The organism is Stenotrophomonas sp. S41, from assembly GCF_016624625.1.
GTDB lineage: Bacteria > Pseudomonadota > Gammaproteobacteria > Xanthomonadales > Xanthomonadaceae > Stenotrophomonas.
In genome coordinates, this window is the sequence record NZ_JACVTV010000075.1 from 1 (window position 1) to 21,067 (window position 21,067).

At 68.3% G+C, this 21,067-nt stretch carries 21 protein-coding genes and 3 tRNA genes; 7 read left to right on the forward strand and 17 right to left on the reverse strand.

Translation table 11 applies throughout. From position 1 onward, the window contains the following. Positions 1 to 5 precede the first annotated feature (5 nt). A tRNA-Gly gene (locus tag IAE56_RS14790) sits at positions 6 to 81 on the reverse strand. A gap of 130 nt (positions 82 to 211) precedes the next feature. Between IAE56_RS14790 and IAE56_RS14795 the strand changes: the two genes are divergently transcribed. Beyond that, positions 212 to 616 (forward strand): hypothetical protein, encoded by a 405-nt coding sequence (locus IAE56_RS14795; protein WP_200753038.1) that lies wholly within the window; start codon positions 212 to 214, stop codon positions 614 to 616. Further along, positions 609 to 1,061, forward strand: a complete 453-nt coding sequence (locus IAE56_RS14800) for a hypothetical protein (RefSeq protein ID WP_200753039.1) — start codon at positions 609 to 611, stop codon at positions 1,059 to 1,061. The genes IAE56_RS14795 and IAE56_RS14800 overlap by 8 nt, the downstream gene beginning before the upstream one ends. Positions 1,062 to 1,203: 142 nt before the next feature. Here IAE56_RS14800 and IAE56_RS14805 read toward each other — a convergent pair. Both IAE56_RS14805 and IAE56_RS14810 read right to left on the reverse strand, forming a co-directional pair. Beyond that, positions 1,204 to 1,279, reverse strand: a tRNA-Gly gene (locus IAE56_RS14805). Positions 1,280 to 1,384: 105 nt separating this feature from the next. Continuing rightward, positions 1,385 to 2,491 (reverse strand): NAD(P)/FAD-dependent oxidoreductase, encoded by a 1,107-nt coding sequence (locus IAE56_RS14810; RefSeq protein WP_200753040.1) that lies wholly within the window; start codon positions 2,489 to 2,491, stop codon positions 1,385 to 1,387. A gap of 301 nt (positions 2,492 to 2,792) precedes the next feature. On the opposite strand from IAE56_RS14810, the gene IAE56_RS14815 reads away from it, so the two are divergent. Further along, positions 2,793 to 3,569: a hypothetical protein gene (locus tag IAE56_RS14815; protein ID WP_200753041.1), complete on the forward strand. Its 777-nt coding sequence runs from the start codon at positions 2,793 to 2,795 to the stop codon at positions 3,567 to 3,569. Positions 3,570 to 3,636: 67 nt separating this feature from the next. On the opposite strand, the gene IAE56_RS14820 is transcribed toward IAE56_RS14815, so the two are convergent. The 13 genes from IAE56_RS14820 to IAE56_RS14880 all read right to left on the reverse strand — a co-directional run bounded on the left by IAE56_RS14820 (position 3,637) and on the right by IAE56_RS14880 (position 17,833). Then, positions 3,637 to 3,712 (reverse strand) — tRNA-Gly (locus IAE56_RS14820). Between the two features lie 564 nt (positions 3,713 to 4,276). Further along, positions 4,277 to 4,903, reverse strand: coding sequence for a CDP-diacylglycerol--glycerol-3-phosphate 3-phosphatidyltransferase (pgsA, locus tag IAE56_RS14825; protein WP_079221387.1), 627 nt, complete (start codon positions 4,901 to 4,903; stop codon positions 4,277 to 4,279). A 17-nt stretch (positions 4,904 to 4,920) separates the two neighbouring features. After that, the gene (gene uvrC, locus IAE56_RS14830; RefSeq protein WP_200753042.1) at positions 4,921 to 6,765 is read right to left on the reverse strand and encodes an excinuclease ABC subunit UvrC; all 1,845 of its coding nucleotides are present in this window, start codon (positions 6,763 to 6,765) and stop codon (positions 4,921 to 4,923) included. Next, positions 6,762 to 8,174 carry a hypothetical protein gene (locus IAE56_RS14835; RefSeq protein WP_200753043.1) on the reverse strand — a complete coding sequence of 471 codons (1,413 nt, stop codon included), beginning with the start codon at positions 8,172 to 8,174 and terminating at the stop codon, positions 6,762 to 6,764. Before IAE56_RS14835 ends, uvrC begins: the two co-directional genes overlap by 4 nt. Then, a complete protein-coding gene (locus IAE56_RS14840; RefSeq protein ID WP_200753044.1) occupies positions 8,171 to 8,659 on the reverse strand; it encodes a low molecular weight protein-tyrosine-phosphatase in 489 nt (162 codons plus the stop codon). Before IAE56_RS14840 ends, IAE56_RS14835 begins: the two co-directional genes overlap by 4 nt. Continuing rightward, complete coding sequence (kdsB, locus tag IAE56_RS14845; protein ID WP_200753045.1) at positions 8,656 to 9,429, reverse strand: 3-deoxy-manno-octulosonate cytidylyltransferase; 774 nt, start codon at positions 9,427 to 9,429, stop codon at positions 8,656 to 8,658. Before kdsB ends, IAE56_RS14840 begins: the two co-directional genes overlap by 4 nt. Before the next feature lie 75 nt (positions 9,430 to 9,504). Then, complete coding sequence (gene lpxK / locus IAE56_RS14850; protein WP_116865102.1) at positions 9,505 to 10,524, reverse strand: tetraacyldisaccharide 4'-kinase; 1,020 nt, start codon at positions 10,522 to 10,524, stop codon at positions 9,505 to 9,507. Next, positions 10,524 to 12,272 (reverse strand): lipid A export permease/ATP-binding protein MsbA, encoded by a 1,749-nt coding sequence (gene msbA / locus IAE56_RS14855; protein ID WP_200753046.1) that lies wholly within the window; start codon positions 12,270 to 12,272, stop codon positions 10,524 to 10,526. Before msbA ends, lpxK begins: the two co-directional genes overlap by 1 nt. Further along, complete coding sequence (locus IAE56_RS14860; protein WP_108768413.1) at positions 12,269 to 12,691, reverse strand: biopolymer transporter ExbD; 423 nt, start codon at positions 12,689 to 12,691, stop codon at positions 12,269 to 12,271. Before IAE56_RS14860 ends, msbA begins: the two co-directional genes overlap by 4 nt. A 3-nt stretch (positions 12,692 to 12,694) precedes the next feature. Next, complete coding sequence (locus IAE56_RS14865; protein WP_108768412.1) at positions 12,695 to 13,357, reverse strand: MotA/TolQ/ExbB proton channel family protein; 663 nt, start codon at positions 13,355 to 13,357, stop codon at positions 12,695 to 12,697. A 3-nt stretch (positions 13,358 to 13,360) separates the two neighbouring features. Beyond that, positions 13,361 to 15,748, reverse strand: a complete 2,388-nt coding sequence (locus IAE56_RS14870) for a DNA internalization-related competence protein ComEC/Rec2 (protein WP_200753047.1) — start codon at positions 15,746 to 15,748, stop codon at positions 13,361 to 13,363. A gap of 68 nt (positions 15,749 to 15,816) precedes the next feature. Then, positions 15,817 to 17,160 (reverse strand): HAMP domain-containing sensor histidine kinase, encoded by a 1,344-nt coding sequence (locus tag IAE56_RS14875; protein ID WP_200753048.1) that lies wholly within the window; start codon positions 17,158 to 17,160, stop codon positions 15,817 to 15,819. 1 nt (position 17,161) lies between these two features. Beyond that, entirely contained in the window at positions 17,162 to 17,833 is a 672-nt protein-coding gene (locus IAE56_RS14880; protein WP_108768409.1) for a response regulator transcription factor, read from the reverse strand. Positions 17,834 to 17,977: 144 nt separating this feature from the next. On the opposite strand from IAE56_RS14880, the gene IAE56_RS14885 reads away from it, so the two are divergent. From IAE56_RS14885 to IAE56_RS14900, 4 genes are all read left to right on the forward strand, one after another. Then, a complete protein-coding gene (locus IAE56_RS14885) occupies positions 17,978 to 18,745 on the forward strand; it encodes a MipA/OmpV family protein (RefSeq protein ID WP_200753049.1) in 768 nt (255 codons plus the stop codon). Between the two features lie 32 nt (positions 18,746 to 18,777). Next, complete coding sequence (locus tag IAE56_RS14890) at positions 18,778 to 19,065, forward strand: hypothetical protein (protein ID WP_108768407.1); 288 nt, start codon at positions 18,778 to 18,780, stop codon at positions 19,063 to 19,065. Positions 19,066 to 19,218: 153 nt separating this feature from the next. Continuing rightward, entirely contained in the window at positions 19,219 to 19,485 is a 267-nt protein-coding gene (locus IAE56_RS14895; protein WP_200753050.1) for a hypothetical protein, read from the forward strand. 69 nt (positions 19,486 to 19,554) lie between these two features. Further along, positions 19,555 to 20,034, forward strand: coding sequence for a hypothetical protein (locus IAE56_RS14900; RefSeq protein ID WP_200753051.1), 480 nt, complete (start codon positions 19,555 to 19,557; stop codon positions 20,032 to 20,034). A 237-nt stretch (positions 20,035 to 20,271) separates the two neighbouring features. On the opposite strand, the gene IAE56_RS14905 is transcribed toward IAE56_RS14900, so the two are convergent. Then, on the reverse strand, positions 20,272 to 20,574 hold the full coding sequence (locus IAE56_RS14905; protein ID WP_234456103.1) for a hypothetical protein: 303 nt from the start codon (positions 20,572 to 20,574) through the stop codon (positions 20,272 to 20,274). Positions 20,575 to 21,067: the final 493 nt, after the last annotated feature.

A 21,067-nucleotide genomic window follows, 5' to 3' on the forward strand; every position in this document is an offset into this window, starting at 1 on the left:
GAATCTGGAGCGGGAAACGAGACTCGAACTCGCGACCTCAACCTTGGCAAGGTTGCGCTCTACCAACTGAGCTATTCCCGCAGATTCCGTTCGACCTGCGTCGAAGGAGCGCTATTGTGTCCAAATTCCTTCACGCCGTCAACAGTCTTCACGCACCGCGATCCGGGCCTTGCGCGGTGGGGTACCCTGCCCCGCCCGGACGCCTCGGCCCATGTTTCTGCACGGCAAATCCCTGCTGATCTCCCTGCTGCTGCATCTGCTGGTGGCCGCGCTCTATTGGACGATGATGCCGCTGGGCATGAACTGGTATCGCGATCATGTTGGTTTCAGCTCGCACGGCAACATCGGCCTGGGCCTCGCGCAGTACTACGCGTTCGTGCTGTTCCTCGGCGCGCAGCCGTTGATCGCCGTACTGCGGCCGTTGGCAGCGAAATTGTTGGTACTGGCCATCCCGCTGGCATTCGCGACCTGGACGCTGATGCACAACAACCCGCCGCGCATGCTGTACTTCACCGTCGGGCCAGGCGTGCTTGCACTGGCCGCGATCGCCGCGAGCATGCGCTTCGCTGCGCGCACCACCACCTGGAGCACGCGCAAGGAGCCCGCGCATGAGTGATCGCAGCACTCGCTTGTACTACCTGGCGGCAGTCGTGATCTGGCTGGCCGTGATGGCCGCGCTGATTCATGCCGGTACGCAGACCGACTACTGGATGCAGCGCTGGCTGGAACCCGGCGAAGTGCAGCCCTATCCCATCCGCGCCGTTGCGATCTTTGCCCTGATGAGCACGGTCGAAATCGCGGTTGTCATGCTGATCGTGCGCCCATGGCGATGGCGTCGACTCTGGCTGCGCCTGCTGATCGCCTTCGCGCTGCTGCTGACGTGGTCGGTACCGTTCGCGATGGGCGCGATGCACCAGTCCCCGGTCTACGGCGCGCACCTGCTGTGGCTGCTGTTGCTGGATCTGGGCCTGTTCCTGGCCCTGTGCGCGGTGTCCGTCATCAGAGCGTGGCAGGCGCTTCGCCGCCGCGCTTCCGCCGCACGCGGATACCCTTCACCGTGAGCGCAGCACTACGCCATGCAGCCACCGCCACGGGCCTGATGCTCGCAGCCTGCGCGCTCGCAGTCTGCCTTTCGACCCATCTGGTATCGAAGGACTGACGCAAACGAAAAACGCCCCCTTGCGGGAGCGTTTTTCTGCAATATGGAGCGGGAAACGAGACTCGAACTCGCGACCTCAACCTTGGCAAGGTTGCGCTCTACCAACTGAGCTATTCCCGCAGATTCCGTTCGACCTGCGTCGAAGGAGCGCTATTGTGTCGATATTGCTGCACGGCGTCAACCGGATTTTTCGGGTCGTCTGCACAGCGTCGTTCAGCTTGGCGGTCAGGCCCGCACCCCGCGCCGGTGGAAGTAGATCTGCTCGGCCACGCGCCGCGTCGCGGCGGTACGCAGCAGCGCGTTGAGCGGCCAGTCCTGCTGCAGATGGTCCATCGCCCAGCGCAGCACGCGCTTGCGGCGGAAGGTCGGTGCCACCCGCCGCGCCACCTGCTCGGCGGCGGGGCCCTGGCCACGCAGGTGCAGGCCGATGGCATCGCCGACCGCCCAGCCATGCCGCCACGACGAGTGGATGCCGCCGGCCGACAGCGGCGAGACGATGCCGGCCGCATCCCCGGTCAGGACCAGACGGTGGCCTGTGATCGGTCCATCCGGCAGGCCGCAGGGCACCAACCCGGCGCGGGTGGACGACGGCTGCAAGGACGGCGGGATGCCGACGATCTCGCGCACATGTTCGATGAAGCCATCGATGTCCGGCACCCGCGCCTGCAGCGGATCATGGCGCAGGGCGAGCCCGACCTGCACGCCCGTGGGATTCTGCGCGGCCCAGCCGATATAGCCCGGTGCGTAACGCTTGCTGACGAAGCAGTGCAGCGCGTCGCCCTGCGGCAACTGCAGGCCAGCGAATTCGCGCTCGACGCCATAGAGATTGTCACGCACCTGGCCCAGGGCGGTACGCCGGGCGACGCGTGATCGCGCGCCATCGGCACCCACCAGATAGGCGCACCGCCCTGCCCCGTCCACCTGCCAGCCATCGCCATCGGCCTCTGCATTGCTGAAAGACTGCTGCAGGCGCAGATCCACGCCGCTGGCACGCAGTTCGTCGGCCAGCCAGCGCATCAGGTTCGGGGTGTCGGTGGTGAGGAAGTAGTACCCGGGCGCGGCCAGCTGCACGCTGCGCAGATTCGGCGCGTACAAGCGCACGCGCGCGACACGCTGGACCAGATGCTCGGGCATGCGGCCCAGCCAGGTCTGCTCCATCGCTTCCTTCACCACGATGCCGGTGGTGTGCAGGCGCTCACCGGGATCGGCCTTGCGCTCCAATACGCAGACGCGCAGGCCGTACTGCGCGGCGGCCAATGCGCAGGCCGCACCGGCGAAGCTTGCGCCGACGATGACCAGATCGTGGTCGTAGGCAGAGGACATGTGCGGCATCGCGGCATCACCGGTTGGGAACGGAGAAGCAGCGTCGCCCGCGTGCGTGGCGGGGCGATGGGGTGGCGGTGAAGTGGGGATGAAGCGGTCGAAGGCGCAAACGAAAAACGCCCACTTCCGGGAGCGTTTTTCTTGAATCTGGAGCGGGAAACGAGACTCGAACCCGCGACCTCAAACTTGGCAAGGTTGCTGATGAGGCAGTTGACTACGCGATCCATGGAGGAAGCCGCAAGCCATACCAGCGACCAGTCCGGAAAGAAAAATAAAATTCAGGCCACTGCTCTCATTTCGTAGATATTGTATGGATCGAGGCACATGGAAGCCTGATGGTACACGCACCTTCCTCGCGCGTTCAAAAATGGCGGCTCCAGTCGATCAGATCGTTTTTCTGCTAGCCACCGACCTCTTCAGGCCGGCACTCCTCTCGACATTTCCGCGAAGCGATGCGGAGGCGGCACGGCTTGCTGCACTGCGGGTGTTGGACGAAGTGGTCGACGGGGGCGACAACTACTTCATGTGCGCCAGCTTCAGCGAAGCAAGGATAGGCAGCACTCACGACTCACTCCTCGGCGATCTTCGGTCGCGTGGCGCCTCCGTCCGCGCGCAGGACCGCGTTGAGCTATTGATTCAAGCACTACCTGTTCCCAGCGGAGCAATGATCCGTGCGTGCGACATGATCACCTCCATCGCCAGCTACCTCTTCTGGCTGGAAGGCGATGCTCTATGCAACCCGGTAACCACACAGCTCATTGATGCGATCGCCGTGATAGAACCGCTTGGCCTGCAACGCGAGCCAACCTGCGTGGATTGGCATGAGGCCTGGATCCATACGCAGTCCAAGCATGATCGTTACATTGCGTCGCTGATGGACGGAATCGATGATGCGCCGGTATACGTATTTAACGACCTGCAGGCTTTCACCGCCCGATTCGACTTCCTATCGCGGTGGAGAGCATGCCTTGGCGAAACGCGCTTTGAACCGATGAGAAAGTACATCTCGGACGAGGCGCATCTGAGGCTGGATGACCGCGATGACGCCGCCGCTGGTCACATTGACCAGATCCTGACAGCAATCTAGGAAGTCGAGGCGACAAGTCCAGACGCAAACGAAAAACGCCCCCTTCCGGGAGCGTTTTTCTTGAATCTGGAGCGGGAAACGAGACTCGAACTCGCGACCTCAACCTTGGCAAGGTTGCGCTCTACCAACTGAGCTATTCCCGCTTGGGAGGCGAAATTCTACCTGTTCTGGGAATGGCGTCAAGGGGTTTTTTCAGGGGGCTTCGTAAAGCGACCGACATGTTGTATCCATGCCGGTGTACATCCAGCCGAGGCGCGAACATCAACACCGAACCCACTGAGATCTGGGTCTTCCACGGCGCAGGCGCGCGCTTCGCCGGGGGCGTCTTCGGCAATCGTGAGGCCGGCTTGTCATGGGCGGCCAAGCACGCGCTGACAGGGGTGCTCACCTGCTATCCGTTGAATGAAGGCGCGTACGACTGGGCGCTCCGATCAGGCGCCTTTGCACCCAAGCGCCCAGAGCATCGCGAAGCGCATTTCATTGGCGGATTTACATCCGCATCAATGGACCATGTGCACGTCGAAGACGGCATACCCCAGTAGATCCACGCCATGCGCGGATGGGGGCAACCGTGGGGTCAGAGCCCTTTCCTGTGGAAAGGGATCCGACCCCGGGGCGGCATACCCCAGTAGATCCACGCCATGCGTGGATGGGGGCAACCGAGGGGTCAGAGCCCTTTCCTGTGGAAAGGGATCCGACCCCGGGGCTCAGTTGCCCAGCTTCTTCTGCCGCGAACGCTCGCGCGCGGCGCGCTCGTCTTCGCGCAGGCTCGGCCAGGCGGCATGCAGGTACTGCAGGCCCGACCACAGGGTCAGCACGGCGGCAATGGCCAGGGTCCAGTCGCCGATATGGAACACCGGCGGGCCCATCCAGATGTCATTGACCGGCACGTTCGGTGCCACCGAATACAGCAGGCACAGCAGCGCGACCATCTGTGCGGTGGTCTTGACCTTGCCGATCATGGCCACGCGCACCTTGGCGCGCTGGCCCAGCTCGGCCATCCACTCGCGCAGCGCCGACACCGCGATTTCGCGGCCGACGATCACCGCCGCCCAGAACGCCATCCACGGCGTCGGGTGGCCCTGCACGATCAGGAACAGCGCCACCGCCACCATCAGCTTGTCCGCCACCGGATCGAGGAAGGCGCCGAACGCCGATTCCAGCTTGTACCGACGTGCGATCCAGCCATCGAGCCAGTCGGTGATCGCGGCCAGGCCGAAGATCGCCGCGGACGCGAAATTGGTCCAGGTGTAGGGCAGGTAGAACACCAGCACCAGCACCGGGATCATCACGATCCGCAACAACGTCAGCCAGGTGGGGAGGGTCAACTTCATGCGGCTTGCTTCTCTCTCTACTCGGCCGGGTCAGGCGTGGCCAACCCGTGCAGGTTAGCGTAGATGCGTGCAGCGAGGGCGTCATTGATGCCCTCGACCTTGGCGATTTCAGCTTCGCCGGCGGCTTTCAGGCCGACCAGACCACCGAAATGCTTGAGCAGGCTGGCGCGCCGGCGCGGGCCGATACCGGGAATATCTTCCAGCTTGCTGGTCATCCGGGCCTTCTGACGGCGGCCCCGATGTCCGGTGATGGCGAAGCGGTGCGCTTCGTCGCGCACCTGCTGGATGAACTGCAGCGCAGGATTGGCCGCGCCCGGGCGCAGCTCGCGGCCATCGGGCATCACCAGCGCTTCGTGGCCGGCGCGGCGCTCCACGCCCTTGGCCACGCCCACCAGCAGCACGCCTTCCACGCCCAGGTCGGCCAGGGCGGCCTGGGCCTGGGCCAGCTGGCCGGCGCCACCATCGATCAGCAGCACGTCGGGCAGCACGCCCTGCTCTTCCACGGCGCGGCGGAAGCGGCGGTCGATGGCCTGGTGCATGGCCGCGTAATCATCGCCGGGCTCGATGCCGCTGATGTTGAAGCGGCGGTACTGCGCGCGCACCGGGCCGGCGGCATCGAACACCACGCACGACGCCACGGTCGCTTCGCCCATGGTGTGGCTGATATCGAAGCATTCCACCCGCTTGACCGGTTCGGCCAGGCCCAGCATCTCGCGCAGGGCTTCGCTGCGCGCGTGCTGCGCGTTGCGGCTGTTGAGTTCGGTGGCCAGGGTCAGCTGCGCGTTGCGGATGGCCAGCTCCAGGTAGCCGGCGCGCTCGCCACGCACGTTCCACTTCAGCTGCACCTTGCGCTCGGCCGAGGCCGAAAGCGCGGCCACCAGCAGGTCGGCATCGGGAATCTGCCGGTCCAGCAGGATCTCGCGCGGCGGCTCGAATTCGATGTAGTACTGCGACACGAACGCGGCCAACACCTCTTCCGGGCTGTCCTCGCCATTGGTGCGCGGGAAGAACGGGCGGGTGCCGAGGTTGCGTCCATCGCGGAAGGCCAGCAGCAGCACGCAGGCCTGCGAGCCGTGCATGGCCACGGCCAGCACGTCCAGGTCGGCGGCGCGGCCATCCACGTACTGGCGGGTCTGCATGCTGCGCAGCGAGGCAATAAGATCCCGCAGGCGCGCGGCCTTCTCGAACTCCAGCGCCTCGCTGGCGCCCTGCATCTGCTCGCCCAGCTCGCGGGTCAGCTCATCGCTCTTGCCTTCCAGGAACAGCGTGGCGCGACGCACTGATTCGGCATAGTCCGGCGCCGGCACCAGGTCCACGCAGGGCGCGCTGCAACGGCCGATCTGGTACTGCAGGCACGGCCGCGAACGGTTGCGGAACACGCTGTCCTCGCAGCTGCGCAGCTTGAACAGCTTGTGCATCAGGTTCAGCGTTTCGCGTACTGCGGTGACGCCCGGGTACGGCCCGAAATAACGCCCGGGAATGGCGCGCGGGCCACGGTGCAGGGCGATGCGCGGCCAGTCCTCGCGGGTCAGCAGCACGTGCGGGTAGGTTTTGTCGTCGCGTAGGGACACGTTGTAGCGCGGCGACAGGGATTTGATCAGCTGGTTCTCCAGCAGCAGCGCTTCGCCTTCCGAGCGCGTGACCGTCACGTCCATGCGCGCGATCTGCGAGAGCATCGACATGATGCGCGCGTTCTTCGGGCTGCCGTTGAAGTAGCTGCCGACGCGGTTGCGCAGCGCGCGCGCCTTGCCCACGTACAGCAGCGTGTCGTCGGCCGCGTACATGCGGTAGACGCCGGGTGCGGTGCTCAACTGGGCCGCGAAGGCCTTGCCGTCGAAGGCCGGGGCGGTGATGTCGGTCATTCGCTGATCGGCACTTCGCTGAGCACGCCGCTGTCGGGGTCGAAACGCAGCACGGCGTGCGCGTCGGTCTCGGCGATCCACACCGCACCGGCGCCCACGGCCAGGCCGGCCGGGCCATGCAGGCGGCGCGGCAGTGGCTGGGTGACCAGATCGCCGCCGCCCAGGCGCAGCGTGCGCAGGCGGCCGTTGCCGGTGTCAGCGATCCACAGCACGGGTGCGTCCGGGCTCAATGCAATGGCCTGCGGATACTGCAGGCTGGCCTGCCCGCGCGGGCCATCGTCGGCGCCGAAGCGCCAGGCGCCCTGCCCGACCAGGGTCTGCACGAGGTCACCGCGCAGCTGCACCGCACGGATGGACGAGCCCAGCGCATCGGCCACGTACAGCACCTGCTGCACCACTGCCAAGCCGGTGGGCTGGGCGAAGGCGGCCATGTGGCCACTGCCGTCGCGCTCGTCGATGGCACCGCTGCCGGCGCGCCACTGCAGGCTGCGCAGACCGAGGTGGAAGCTCCACAGGCGGTTGTCGCCGGCCATGGCGATATGCAGCTGGTTGTCAGCGATCGCCAGGCCGACCGGGTTGTCCAGTGCCACCTGCCGCGCCTGCGCCACCGGCCCTTCGACCGGCATGCCAGGGCGACCGTTGCCGCACAGCGTGTCGACCTGGCCGGTCGCCAGGTTGATGCGACGCACCGCGTGGTTGCCGGTGTCGGCCACGTACAGCGACTCGCGCTCGAGCACCAGCCCCTGCGGGCGATGGAACGCGGCTTCGGCCAGGTTGCCATCCATGAAATCAGCGGTACCCAGCCCGAACTGGCGCAGCACCCGCCCGCCGTGGCTGCACTCGAGGATGCGATGGCGCCCACTGTCGGCGATGTACAGGCGGTCCCGGTTGACCGCCAGGCCGGCCGGGAAACGCAGCGGATGCGGCAGTTCGGGATGCAGCTCGCTGCCCCCGCGCGACGGCGCCAGCGGCGCGCCTTCGCAGAGATCGTTCAAGGCGCGTTCCAGCTCGCCGGGTGCGCCCAGGCCGACCAGGCGCTGCTGTTCGCGCCCCTGCCCGTCGAGCAGGATGACGGTAGGCCAGGCCGTGACGCCGAAGCGGCGCCAGCCGTCCCAGTCCGCATCGAGCAGCGCCGGCATCGACAGCCCCTGCCTGCGCAGCAGCTTCAGCGCAGCGCCGGCGTCGCGTTCGAAATCGAAGCGCGGCACATGCAGCACCAACGGCTGCAGGCGGCCCGGGTTGCGTGACAGCCATTGGCCGAACTCGGCCAGCCGCTGCATGCTCCAGGCCGATGCGGCATTGACGAACAGCAGCGCGACCGGCCGGCCGCGAAGTTCGGTCAGGGTGCAGGGGGCGGCATTGAGCCAGGTGGCAAACTCGGGCAGGTCCTGGACGGGCTGTGCGTTCATGGCCTGATTATGCCGGACTCGGCGTCATGCAACAGTCGTGCCACGGTCCGTTGCGCGGCCTGGTCGACCATCGCCCAGACCTGCTCGAAATGATCCTGGCCGCCGGTATAGGGGTCGGGGATGGCCTGCGCGCCCTGCCCGCCCGACCACGGCAGGTACAGCGACAGGCGCCCGCGCTGGGCGGCCGTGGCCAGCCGCGCGGCATCACGCAGGTTGGCCTCGTCGGCGCAGAGGATCCAGTCGAAGCGCTCGAAGTCGCCCGCCCGCAGCTGACGCGCGCGCAGGCCACCGATATCCACGCCATGGCGGGCGGCACAGGCAATGGCGCGGCGATCAGGCGCTTCGCCCACGTGCCAGTCGCCGGTGCCGGCCGAGTCGACCTGCACACGGTCGGCCAGCGGCGAGGCCTGCAGTCGGGCACGCAGGGCGCCCTCGGCCATCGGCGAGCGGCAGATGTTGCCCAGGCACACGACCAGCAGGTTCATCGCGCGGCCATGGACTGCAGCAGGGCTTCGGCACGGGCCAGGTCTTCGGGCGTGTCGATGCCCGGCGGGAAGGCTTCGGGCGAGATCGCCACGCTGATCGGGAAACCGGCTTCCAGCACGCGCAGCTGTTCCAGCGCCTCGACCTGCTCCAGCTGGCCCGGCGGCATCGCCGCGAACTGCTGCAGGAAGCCGGCGCGATAGCCGTAGATGCCGATATGGCGCAGCCAGCGATGACCTTCCGGCAAGGCCTCACGGCTGCGCGCGAAGCCATCGCGGTGCCAGGCGATCGGCGCGCGGCTGAAATACATCGCCTCGTTGCGCACGTTGCGCACCAGCTTGACCACGTTCGGGTCGAACAGGGTTTCGGCATCCTCGACGGGGGTGGCCAGGGTCGACATCGGCGCCTCGCCCTCGACCAGCGCCTGGGCCACGGCACGGATGCCGGCGGCCGGGGCGAACGGTTCGTCGCCCTGCAGGTTGACCACCACGGTCTCATCGGACCAGCCGGCGATGCGCGCGCACTCGGCCAGGCGGTCGGTGCCGGAGGCGTGGCTGACCGCAGTCATGGCCACCTTCACCTCGCCCAGCCCGTCCAGCACATCGGCGATGCGGCTGTCATCGGTGGCCACCCAGACCTCGCGGGCACCGGCCTGCAGCGCACGGCGTGCCACGTGCAGCACCAGCGGTTCGCCGCCCAGCAGGCGGAGCGGCTTGCCCGGCAGCCGCGAGGCGGCATGGCGGGCCGGAATGGCGACAACGAATTCGGTCATGCGGGCGGTACTCGGCAGGCGCGATACAACGGGAATGCGGCCGGCGGCAGGCGATTGCAAGCGCCGCGCGGCCGCTCAGTTCGGGCGCAGCTTGTCCAGGCGGTCGGTCAGCGCCACCCAGAAGGCAGCCGGCAGTTCGGCGCGCAGCGGCACCGCGTAATGCCAGTCGTTGCCGAAGGCGCGGCACTTCACCGCATCCTTCTCGGTCATCAGCACCGGCAGCTGGCTGCCGAAGGACAGGTCCTGCGGCTGGTAGACCTGGTGGTCGGCGAAGGCATGCGGCACCACGCCTATGCCGCGCGCACGCAGCATGTCGAAAAAGCGCTGCGGGTTGGCGATGCCGGCCACGGCATGCACGCGCTGGCCCGCGAAGTAGGCCAGCGGGCGCGGACGCCCACCCGGCAACGGCTGCGCGCTGTCGATGTGCAGCGCCATCGGCCACTGGCCGAAACCGCAGGCCTGGGCGGCGGTGGCCTCATCGGCCTGGCCGAGATTGACCACGCGGAAATCACATTCGTCGGCACGGCTGACCGGCTCGCGCAACGGCCCGGCAGGAATCATCCGGCCGTTGCCGTAGCGGCGCTGCGCGTCGATGACCTCGATCTCGATGTCGCGCTGCAGCCGGTAATGCTGCAGGCCGTCGTCGCAGACGATGACATCGCAGCCGGCCGCGATCAGGGCCTTTCCGGCCGCCACGCGGTCGCTGTCCACGCGCACCGGCACGCCGGTCTTCCACGCGATCAGCACCGGTTCGTCACCGCCCAGCGCGGTGGACGTATCGGCCTCGACCCAGCGCGCCTTGTCCGCTTCCTCGCGGCCATAACCACGGCTGGCCACGCCCGGCTTCCAGCCGGCCGCGCGCAGGCGCTCGACCAGGGCGATGGTCAGCGGCGTCTTGCCGGTGCCACCGGCGGTGATGTTGCCGACCACGATGACCGGCACCGGCAGCGCATGCCGCTTGAACCAGCCCTTGCGGTACAGCCGCCGGCGCAGCGCGGCCACGCCGGCATAGACCGGCGCCAGCAGCCGCATCGGCAATGGAACCGGGCTGCCGTCGTACCAGTACGGCGGGGTCTGGGTACCCTTGCCTGCCATCAGTCCTGCCTTTCGCGGAACTGCATGCTGTGCAGGTGCTGGTACAGGCCACCCATTTCCAGCAGTTCCTTGTGGGTGCCACGCTCGACGATGCGGCCGTGGTCCATCACCAGCACCTGGTCGGCGTGCTCGATGGTGGACAGGCGGTGCGCGATCACCAGCGTGGTGCGCTCGGGCATCAGGCGCTGCAGTGCGTCCTGCACCAGGCGTTCGGATTCGTTGTCCAGCGCGGCAGTGGCTTCGTCCAGGATCAGGATCGGCGCGTCGCGCAGGATCGCGCGGGCGATCGCCAGGCGCTGGCGCTGGCCACCGGACAGCAGCGCGCCGTTCTCGCCCACCGGGGTCTGCAGCTGCTGCGGCATGCGCGCGATGAACTCCCAGGCGTTGGCCGCTTCGGCCGCGGCACGGATCTGTTCATCGGTCGCGTCCATGCCATAGGCGATGTTGGCGGCGATGGTGTCGTCGAACAGCATGACCTTCTGCCCGACGATGGCCACCTGGCGGCGCAGGTCGGCCAGCGGATAGTCATCCAGGGCCACGCCATCGAGGGTGATGAGGCCACCGCTGGGCTCGTAGAAGCGCGGCACCAGGCGGATCAGGCTGGTCTTGCCGCTGCCGGAACGACCGACGATGGCGGTGACCGTGCCGGGCCGGGCGACGAAGCTGATGTCATCCAGAGCGATGCCGCTGTCGGCGCGGTAGCGCAGCATGACGTGCTCGAAGGCCAGTTCGCCGCGGGCGCGCTGCAGCGGCGTACGCCCTGCGTCGCGCTCGACCGGCATGTCGATGATGCCGAACAGGCGCTCGGCGGCGGCCACGCCGCGCGAGATCGAGGTCTGCACGCTGGTCAGGCGGCGCAGCGAGGGAATGATGGCCATCATCGAGGTCATCAGGCCCATGAACTGGCCGGCGTTGAGCTTGCCGGCCAGCGCTTCGCGGGTGGACACCCAGACGATGACCGCCAGCGCCAGCGCGGCCAGGAACTGGACCACGCTCGACGCTGCAGCACGGGTCACTTCGACCTTCATGTTCAGCGCCAGCATGCGGTTGGCCAGGCGCGAATAGCGGCTGATCTCGTGCTGCTGGGTGCCGTGCACCTTCACTTCCTGCTGCGCGGCCAACGACTGCTCGGCGGTCTGCGCCATGGTGCCCATGCCGTCCTGGATGCCGCGGCTGATGCGCCGGTAGCGCTTGCCCACGTAGGAGACGATGGCACCGATCAGCGGCACCACCAGCAGCATGGCCAGGGTCACCTTGACGCTCATCTGCAGCATCACCACCAGCATGGCGATGATGGTCAGCGTGTCGGCCACCACGGTCTTCAGCGCGTCGGCGCTGGCCTGGGTGACCTGCTCGGTATCGAAGTTCAGGCGGCTGACCATCACCGGCGTGGCTTCGGTATCGAAATGCGAGGACGGCAGGTGCAGGTACTTCTGCAGGATCTGCTCACGCAGGTCGCGGACCACGCTGCGGCCGGTCTTGGCCAGCGTGTAGTCGCTGACCCAGGTGGCCAGGCTGCGCATCAGGAACAGGCCGAGGATGGTCAGCGGCAGGATCACCGCCATGCGCGGCTCGGGATTGACGAAGCCGCGGTTGACCAGCGGTTCCATCAACTTGGTGAAGTGGTAGCCGGCCAGGGCCTCGACCACCATCGCGATGACGGCGGCCACCATGAACACCCAGTAGGCCCGGGTATAGCCGAGCAGGCGTTTGTAGATCGGCCACACCGGCGCGTGATTGGAACTCATGGACGCACCTCTGGCGCTGTTGCGATTGCGATACGACGGAAGCCGAGCTGGCCCAGCGCATCCTGCGCGGTGACCACGGCCTGGTAGGGAGTGCGCGCGTCGGCGCGCAGCAGTACGGTCTGCTCGCGGTCGGTACCGGCCACCGCAGCAATGATCTGCTTGACCGACTCGACGTCGGTGCGCAGCACTTCCTGGTCGTTGACGAAGTAGCGGCCGTCGGCGTTGATCAGCACGCTGAGCGAACGCGGCGGCTCGTTGGTCTGCTGGTCGCTGGCGGTCGGCAGCTGCACCTGCAGCGTCGAGCGCGCATCGAACGTGGTGGTGACCACGAAGAAGATGATCAGGACCAGGATGACGTCGATCAGCGGAACCAGATCGATATGCGGCTCATCCTGGGATCGGTCGTTGCCGATGCGCATCGATCAGGCCTTGGCCGTGGCAGGTGCGGCGGCACGCGGCGCCGGTGCGCCGTTCATCACGCCCGGGCGGCCGTCCAGCGTGTCCAGCAGGGCGCTGGCTTCCTGTTCCATCTCCACCACGTAGCCGTGGATGCGGCCCTTGAAGAAGCGATGGAACATCAGCGCCGGGATGGCCACGATCATGCCGGTGGCGGTGCACACCAGCGCCTTGCCGATGCCACCGGCCAGCTGGTTCACATCACCGACGCCGTGGTCGAGGATGCCCAGGAACATCTGGATCATGCCGATGACCGTGCCGAGCAGGCCCAGCAGCGGGCCGGCCGAGGCGATGGTGCCCAGCGCGTTGAGGAAACGTTCCATGCGGTGGACCAGGTGGCGACCGGTGTCCTCGATGCGCTCGCGGATCTGGTCGCGCGGGCGGTTGCGGGCTTCCAGAGCGGCGGCCAGCAGCGCACCCAGCGGCGAATTCGCCCGCAGGGTCTGCAGGTGGGCCGGGTCGAGCTTGCCGCGGGCAGCCCAATTGCGCACTTCCTGGCCGAGGCCAGGCGGCAGCACCTCATTGCGCCGCAGGGACCAGAAACGCTCCAGGACGATCGCCAAAGCCAGTACGCCCAACAGCAGCAGCGGCACCATCGGCCAGCCACCGGCCTTGACCAGTTCCCACACGTTTCAACCCTCCGGCCCAACGGCCGCTTGTTCGATCGGCGATAGGATAGCAGCCGACCGCGCCCGCCCAGCGGCATCCCACCACCGGGCCGCGTGGATACGCTGTTCACGCACCTGCAGCCCTTGTGCGCCAAGCCATACGCGGATCGCGCCGGCGTCGGCCGTGGCCAGCACCTCGGCGCCCACGGCCCGCCAGCGCAGGACTACGTCACGTTTCGGGTGGCCGAAGCGGTTCTGGTGGCCGGCCGAGACCAGCGCCAGCCGGGGCGCCACGGCCGCCACCCAGGCCGCTGTCGAGCTGCCGCCACTGCCGTGGTGCGGCACCAGCACCACGTCGGCGCGCACGGCCGCAGCCTGAGACCGCAGCAGCTGCTGTTCGGCCCGGGCGCCGATGTCGCCGGGCAGCAGCACGACGCCGTGGGCACCGGCCACCCGCAGCACGCAGCTGGCCTCGTTGTCGCGTTCGCTGCCATCGGCCGACGGATGCAGCACCTGGAAGTCCACCCCGTCCCACTGCCAGCGCAGGCCTTTCATGCAGGGCCGGGCGCCCTCGACCTGGCTGCCCGGCGGGGCCAGCACCTGCAGCCCCGGCAGCGCCCGGCGCAGGGCCGGCAGAGCGCCCGCATGGTCGAGGTGATCGTGGCTGAGCAGCAGGTGCGCCGGCGGTGCCTGCCCCAGCGCGCGCACGGCCGGCAGCAGCACACGTTCGCGGCCCTCCCCGGCCGGCGGCCCGGCGTCGTACCAGAGCGCATGCGTGGCGGTGCGCAGCAGTACCGCCGCGCCCTGCCCCACATCGTGCACCAGCACTTCCAGCTCGCCGTGGCGCGGCGCCGGTGCGGCGGGCCACAGCAGCGGCAGGCACAGCAACGCGCCCGCCAGGCCACCGCCGGCCCCGCGCGGCAGCAGCCACCAGAACACCCCGGCAAGGGCCGCCGGCAGCGCCCAGCCCGGCGCCTGCGGCAGCCACCACATCGCCTGCGGGTGCTGCGCCAGGGGCTGCAGCAGCCCCCAGCTGAGATCGAACACCCATGCCGCCGCGCGCCAGGGCCACATCCCCGCCCCGTCGTGCAGCGCCTGCAGGCCGGTACCGAGCAGAGCCAGCGGCACCACCAGCAGGCTCCACCAGGGAATCACCGGCAGGTTGATCAACGGCCCCAGCCACGACGTCCCGCCGAACAGCACCACCGCCAGCGGCAGCAGTGCCACGCTGGCCACGCCCTGCCCGGCCAGCGCCGCGCGCAGCACGCCGCCGATGCCGGACGGCGGCCGCTGCGGCAGGCACCACAGCAGCCACAGCACGCCACCGAAACTGAGCCAGAAGCCTGCCGAAAGCACCGACAGCGGGGCCGGCAGCAGCATCAGCGCGGCCGCCAGGGACAATGCCGGCGCCGTGCCCAGTGGCCGCCGGCTGGCCCGCGCCAATGCCACCGCCGCGATCATCAGCGCGGTGCGCACGGTGGGCAGTTCGCTGCCCGCCAGCAGCGTGTAGAAGGCGGCCGCCAACGCCGCGGCGCACGCGGCGGCCTGCGGACGCGGCCAGGCGCGGGCCAGTGCCGGCCACAACCACCACAGGCCCGTGCACAGCAGCGCCGCGAATCCGGCCACCAGACCGACGTGGAAGCCGGAAATCGCGATCAGGTGGGTCAGGCCCAGCGCACGCAGCTGCTCCCAGTCGGTATCGGTCAGGCCGCGGGTATCGCCCACCGCCAGCGCCTGGACGAATCGCGCGGAGGGCCTGCCGACCTGCGCGGCGATGGCGGTACTGCAACGCTCGCGCCACGCGGCCAGGCCATGGGCGGCGCGCAGCTGTCGTGCGCCTCCGGGATCGCGCACGCTGGCGCTGCCGGCCAGGCCCTGCAGCAGCGCATGGCGTTCCGCATCGAAGCCCCCCGGATTGATCCGTGAGCGCGGCGGCCGCACACGCAGCGACAACTCCCAATGGGCACCGGCGTGCAGCGTGCCGCGCAGGGCATCGGGAACCGCGGACCGCCGCGGCGCATGCCAGCTGACCTGCAGACGCCGCCCCTGCAGCGCCGGCCACGCTTCCGCCTCGGCCACGTCGAACAGGAAACGGCTGTGGTCATCGCGCCGCAACGGCAGGTCGGCAATGCGCCCGCGTACCCGCACATCCTGCGCCGTCGCCGGCGCCGGGACCTGCTGCTGCAGGGCCAGGTGCCCGTGGCAGCCGGCCCAGGCCAGGCCGAACACGGCGGCGGCCAATGCGCGCCCGCGCCATCGCCACGCCCACCCCGGCAGGGCCAGCAGCGCCAGGCCGACGCACAGCCAGCGCGGCGGCAATGCCGGCAGCAGCACGCAGGTCAGCGCCCCCAGCACCAGGCCGGCGGCACAGGCAGGGCCCAGCAGGGGAGCAACCACGGCAACGGTGCGCATGGGCGCAGCGTCGCCGTGCGGCGGCAGGGCTGCCTATCAGGCAAGCCCGCGCGCCGCTGTGGGCAGGCTCAGCGGCGCAGGGTGGCGCGCTGGAAGTTGACCCGGAAGCAGGCGCCACCACCGACCGCTTCGGCCACGCTGACCGTGCCACCGTGGTGCTGCACGATCTCCTTGACCAGATGCAGCCCCAGGCCGCTGCCACTGCCGGCGGCACGCAGGCGATGGAAGGGCTCGAAGATCGCTTCGCGGTCACCCACCGGCACGCCTGCGCCCTGGTCGCTGATCTCCAGCAGCCCCTGCGCATCCAGGCGCACGCAGATGGTGCCGCGGCCGCCACCGTGGACGATGGCGTTGTGCACAAGATTGGCCATCACCCGGCCCAGCGCCAGCCCATCGCCCTGTATCCAGACCGGTGCTTCCGGTGCATCCACTTCGAAGCCATACCCTGCGCCGACCACCAGCGGCGCCAGCTCGGCCGCCGATTCACGCACCACCTGGGCCAGATCGACCCGCTGCAGCGTGCTGACGTTGCGGTCCAGGCGCTGCAGGTCGAGCAGGTGCTCGGCCACGTTGCCCAGCCGCGCCACGTCGGTCAGCAGCTGCGACTTCAGTTCACCCTGCGGAAGCTGCGACAGCCGTGCCTGCACCACCGCGATCGGCACGCGCAGTTCGTGCGCGGCATCGGCCAGGAATTTGTCGCGTGCGGCGTAGCCCTGCTGCACTTTATCGATGGCATCGTTGAAGGCACTCACCAGCGGCGCGACTTCGGTGGAAACCAGCTGTTCGTCCAGGCGCGCACCGGGCTGGCCGATGTCCAGCTCCTTGGCCTGCTGCGCCAGCCGGCGCACCCCGCGCATCGCACGATGGATGACGGTGGGCATCACCAGCAGGGTGACCACGATCAGCGGCAGGAAGAACCAGAAACCGATCAGCCGCAGCACCATCAGCGCGCCATCGACCAGCCCGCCCTTGGGGGCGCCACCGGCCATCACGGTGATGCGACGTCCATCCTCGATGCGCACCATCACCCGCGCCACGTCCAGGTAGGGCGGCACCAGCGATCCGACTTCGGTGGCGCCCAATGCCGGCAGCCGCGCCAGCAGCGGTGCGTGCAGCGCCGGCACCTTGCCGCGCTCCAGCCAGATGCCGCGATCATCGACGGCGACGAACCACAGGTTGCCTCCGGCGCGCGCGTTCAACGCCTGCCAGCGCGGCTCGTCCAGCACCAGGTGCGCGCCCTGGCTGTGCACGGCCTTGGCGACGTCCTCGGCGGTGAACATGTCCATGTTCCAGGATTCCTTGTCGCCCCAGGTCAGGATCAGCGCCACCACCGCGAACAGCACGGTGAACGCCTGCGCCAGGAACAGGCGCCAGGCCAGGCCGAGGGTGATCGAACGGATCTGCCTGGCCATCTCAGGCCTCCGCCAGCAGATAGCCGACGCCGCGGATGACGTGGATCTCCACGCCCGCGCCCGCCTGCTGCAGCGCCTTGCGCAGCTTGGAGATGTGCGCATCCAGTGCGTTGGATTGGATCTCATCGTCGAAGCCGTACACCGCCGCCTCCAATGCGCTGCGGGTGACCGTGCGCCCCTGGCGCATCGCCAGCGCCTGCAGCACCAGCACCTGGCGCCGCGGCAGGGTCAGCAGTTGGCCATCCACCTGCGCCTGCAGCGATTCGAAATCGAACTCGAAGTTGCCCAGCCGCAGGCTCGGCGTGACCATCGCTGACGGCCGCCGTGACACCGCGCGGATGCGCGCCATCAGTTCTTCGATCGCCACCGGTTTGACCAGGTAGTCGTCGGCGCCGACATCGAGCCCCTCCACCTTGTCCGACAACGTGCCCTTGGCGGTCAGCATGATCACCGCGATGTTCGGCCGCAGCGCACGCGCGGTGGCAACGAAACCGGCGCCATCGCCATCGGGCAGCTGGCGGTCGAGCAGCAGCAGCTGGTGCACGGGTTCGCGCAGGGCCAGCGCCGCCTCGGCCAGGCTGCCGACCACGTCGGCGACCACGCCCTGCCGTTCGAGGCCCGACTGCAGGGCCCGCGAGAGATCGGGATCGTCTTCCACCAAGAGGATGCGCATCGTGGGCTCGGCTACCGGAAACGCTGCCGATGATAGTGCCTGCCGGGCACCAATGAGGCCTTTGCACGGACATTGCCGTGGCGCAATGTTCCGACAATGTTGCGCGGTCAGGATGCAACGCGGTTCCCTGCAAAGTGCCCCTCGATGCTCCCGTTGCCCCCTGCCCTGCTGCGCCCCCTGCTGTGCACCGTCGTTCTCTCCACGCCGCTGCTGGCAAGCGCCCAGGAACAGGCACCGGGCGTGCAGGCCGGCATCACCTTCGGCGCGACCACCGGTGCGTACGCGCACTACGATGACAAGCCGCTGGTGGTGCCGGCGCTGGCATGGCAGGGCAAGCGCTTCTATGCCAGCCCCGGCTCGCTGGGCATGTACCTGTACAAGGAACAGGGCCTGCGCGTTTCCGCGGTGGTCACGCCCTACACGCTGCGCTTCAAGACCGATGACGTGAACGATGCGCAGCTGCGCCGCCTGGACAGCCGGCAGATGTCGGCCATGGCCGGCGTCAGCGCCGAGTACAGCGCCGACTGGGGTGCCCTGTCGGCCAGCGTCAAGCGCGAGGTCAGCGGCCATGGTGGTGGCCTCGAGTCCAGCCTGTATTACAGCTATCCCATCCAGGCCGGGCGCTTCACCTGGGTGCCGCGCGTGGGTGTGGTGCACAGCAGTGCACGCCTGCTCGACTACTACTACGGCATCAGCGACGAGGAAGCCCTGCGCTCGGGCCTGGCCGCCTATTCGCCGGGCAGCGCTACTTCGCCGGGCCTGCAGATCGCGGTCAGCACACCGCTGGGCACGAAGTGGCGCGCCACCGGCGTGGTCGCCAGCCAGTGGTTCGGCGATGCGGTGAAAGACAGCCCGATGGCCCGCCGCGGCGCGCAGAACTCCGCCTTCATTTCCCTGATGCGCGCGTTCTGATCGCGCGCCCTGCAACGGACAAGGACACCCCCATGGCCTCCGTCTCCTTCCCCACCGATGCGCAGGCCATCCTGCGCGCGCCCGACCTGGACAGTGCAGAGCAGGCCTACCTCGGCCTGATGCCGGACCAGGCCCACATCGACGCGCTGGTGCGCCGCGCACTGGGCCTGTCGCGTGTTGCCGATGCGGCCCGCGGCTATGCCCTGTCGATGACCCTGGTTGGCCTGCGGCTGCAGGAACTGGAGATGGACGAGCCCTGCGCCACGGCGCACCGCCAGTCGACGCTGCGCAACCTCCGCCAGGTCTACGCCGCGGCCTGAGCGGCGCTGCAGGCGCGCGGACCGGCCCGCCAGTGCACGGATTCATCCCCGCAGCGAGCCCTTGGCACGCACATTTCCCCGCTTCGTCGCATGCCGGTATCGATCCGCCAGCGCCGGTGACACGCTGGACTCCCCTCTCCGGAGCACCGCGCCATGCCGATGCTTGCCCTGCTGCTGTTGCACGCGGTCCTGTCCAGCGTCGGCAGCGGCGGCCCGGATGCGGGCCAGGTACTTCCTGCCGGGCTGACCCCGGCCAGCTCCGACGATCTCTGCCTGCAGCTGCGCCTGCGCCAGGACAGCATGCTGCGCTGGGAGCGCGGCGCAGGCGGGAAGACGCATGCCCTGGGCGTGCTGCACCAGGTCGAGGGCCACTGGCAGCTGCGTCACCGCTTCAACATCGGCGCATCGGCCGCGCACTGATCGCCAGCCGCGATTCATCCTTGCCGGCACGCCCGGTGACAGCATGGTGCCCTGTCGAAAGGATGCGCCATGAAGGCCCGGATCGTTGCCCATGTACTGTTGCTGCTTGCCGTGGTGCTGCTTGCCGCCTGCTGCCCGTTCGGCAGCGAGATCCGCACCCGCCCGGCCTACGTGAACCCACAGCTGACGCCTGCCGCGTCGCGCTCGCTGGTCGCCGACTGCGATCGCCAGGGCGCGCAGCTTCGCCGCCAGCTGGAGGCGGCGTATGTGGAAAACGCCCGGCAGGAATGCGCGCTGCCGCAGCCGTTCGCGGACTACCGCTTCGTCAATGCCATGGGCGAGGCCGTTTCGCCGGAGCGTGCCATCGAGGCCCGCGCCGACCCCGCACAGCGGGTCTGCACTGCGGCGCAGGGCAAGGACAGCGTGCTGGCCGCGCTGTGCCCTGAGTGCCGCAGCAGGGCCGAGGCGCGCGTGCAGCAGTGCCGCACGGACAAGGGCCTGGTGCGCAGCGAGCGACCGGTGCGGATGTGCAGCATGATCCAGTTCTGAGGGCGGAAGCCGGGCACGACGTAGCCCTTCGTTCATTCTTGTGAATGCCGGCTCCGGGCACGCGGTTGTTGTGGTCAACCTGCCGCGCTATAGTCCGCGCCGTAGGACGAAGCGACTGACCCGGTGAAATCGAGCGCTTCCCAGCGGCTTCGGCCGTAGGTATCCACGATGCCTCGCAAGTGGTCTCCGGGGTCTGAACACGGAAAAGGGCGCTTCGGCGCCCTTTTCTTTTGTCTGTCATCCCCTGCGCCGCTTGCTGGGCTTCTGCGGCTGGCCCAGGTAGGCCTCGGCGCACACGATCACAAAGGGACGCCAGCTACCCGTGGTGATCGGCGCATCGCGCGTCTGGTGATACGCGCTTTCCACGATCACATCGACGTCCTGCCATGTGCGCTTTTCCCTGGCACTGCGCTTGATGGTCAGGAACAGGTGATAGGGCCCATCGGGGTCCTCGATCGTCAAGCTGTGGACCCACGTCGTTTCATGCGCAGCGAGAATCACCTTCTTCGTGGGCAACGAGCGGATCAGATCAGGAAGCATCCTGGAAAGCCGGTATCGCGTCGGACAGAAGACCCGCATCTTTCTGCCGTCCGCAATCACTGCATCAGGTGACTGCTGAGGGGCCTTTGCGTACGACACGCTGAAGCAGTGATTGCTGAAAGTGACCGCAACTCTCAGAACGAAGTACTCCGTTCTCAATCCCGCTCCTTGTGCCGAAGCAACTCTGCTCGATGGCATCACTATCCCACCGCTGCCAGCAGTTCCAGGCTGATGCGCTGCACTTCACCGCCTCCGCACCAGACGCAGCGGCGGCACACCGCTCAATCCATGGCGCGGACGCGCCGGCAGCATCGTCCAGCATAGGCATCCGCGACACACTGCCGATGCAATAGACGTACGCCGGAAGCCGGGCAACAAAAAAGCCGACCCACCGGGCCGGCTTTCCTGTTTCCACCGCTGCACCGGCAATGCCGGGAGCCAGGTGGTGGGCGGTACAGGGTTCGAACCTGTGACCCCTACCATGTCAAGGTAG

Excerpts from the sequence above, each read along its gene's own strand:
- IAE56_RS14795 (WP_200753038.1), top strand. The coding sequence starts at position 212 with ATGTTTCTGCACGGCAAATCCCTGCTGATCTCCCTGCTGCTGCATCTG.
- IAE56_RS14800 (WP_200753039.1), top strand. The coding sequence starts at position 609 with ATGAGTGATCGCAGCACTCGCTTGTACTACCTGGCGGCAGTCGTGATC.
- IAE56_RS14810 (WP_200753040.1), bottom strand. The coding sequence starts at position 2,491 with ATGCCGCACATGTCCTCTGCCTACGACCACGATCTGGTCATCGTCGGC.
- IAE56_RS14815 (WP_200753041.1), top strand. The coding sequence starts at position 2,793 with ATGGATCGAGGCACATGGAAGCCTGATGGTACACGCACCTTCCTCGCG.
- pgsA (WP_079221387.1), bottom strand. The coding sequence starts at position 4,903 with ATGAAGTTGACCCTCCCCACCTGGCTGACGTTGTTGCGGATCGTGATG.
- uvrC (WP_200753042.1), bottom strand. The coding sequence starts at position 6,765 with ATGACCGACATCACCGCCCCGGCCTTCGACGGCAAGGCCTTCGCGGCC.
- IAE56_RS14835 (WP_200753043.1), bottom strand. The coding sequence starts at position 8,174 with ATGAACGCACAGCCCGTCCAGGACCTGCCCGAGTTTGCCACCTGGCTC.
- IAE56_RS14840 (WP_200753044.1), bottom strand. The coding sequence starts at position 8,659 with ATGAACCTGCTGGTCGTGTGCCTGGGCAACATCTGCCGCTCGCCGATG.
- kdsB (WP_200753045.1), bottom strand. The coding sequence starts at position 9,429 with ATGACCGAATTCGTTGTCGCCATTCCGGCCCGCCATGCCGCCTCGCGG.
- lpxK (WP_116865102.1), bottom strand. The coding sequence starts at position 10,524 with ATGGCAGGCAAGGGTACCCAGACCCCGCCGTACTGGTACGACGGCAGC.
- msbA (WP_200753046.1), bottom strand. The coding sequence starts at position 12,272 with ATGAGTTCCAATCACGCGCCGGTGTGGCCGATCTACAAACGCCTGCTC.
- IAE56_RS14860 (WP_108768413.1), bottom strand. The coding sequence starts at position 12,691 with ATGCGCATCGGCAACGACCGATCCCAGGATGAGCCGCATATCGATCTG.
- IAE56_RS14870 (WP_200753047.1), bottom strand. The coding sequence starts at position 15,748 with ATGCGCACCGTTGCCGTGGTTGCTCCCCTGCTGGGCCCTGCCTGTGCC.
- IAE56_RS14875 (WP_200753048.1), bottom strand. The coding sequence starts at position 17,160 with ATGGCCAGGCAGATCCGTTCGATCACCCTCGGCCTGGCCTGGCGCCTG.
- IAE56_RS14880 (WP_108768409.1), bottom strand. The coding sequence starts at position 17,833 with ATGCGCATCCTCTTGGTGGAAGACGATCCCGATCTCTCGCGGGCCCTG.
- IAE56_RS14885 (WP_200753049.1), top strand. The coding sequence starts at position 17,978 with ATGCTCCCGTTGCCCCCTGCCCTGCTGCGCCCCCTGCTGTGCACCGTC.
- IAE56_RS14890 (WP_108768407.1), top strand. The coding sequence starts at position 18,778 with ATGGCCTCCGTCTCCTTCCCCACCGATGCGCAGGCCATCCTGCGCGCG.
- IAE56_RS14895 (WP_200753050.1), top strand. The coding sequence starts at position 19,219 with ATGCCGATGCTTGCCCTGCTGCTGTTGCACGCGGTCCTGTCCAGCGTC.
- IAE56_RS14900 (WP_200753051.1), top strand. The coding sequence starts at position 19,555 with ATGAAGGCCCGGATCGTTGCCCATGTACTGTTGCTGCTTGCCGTGGTG.
- IAE56_RS14905 (WP_234456103.1), bottom strand. The coding sequence starts at position 20,574 with ATGCTTCCTGATCTGATCCGCTCGTTGCCCACGAAGAAGGTGATTCTC.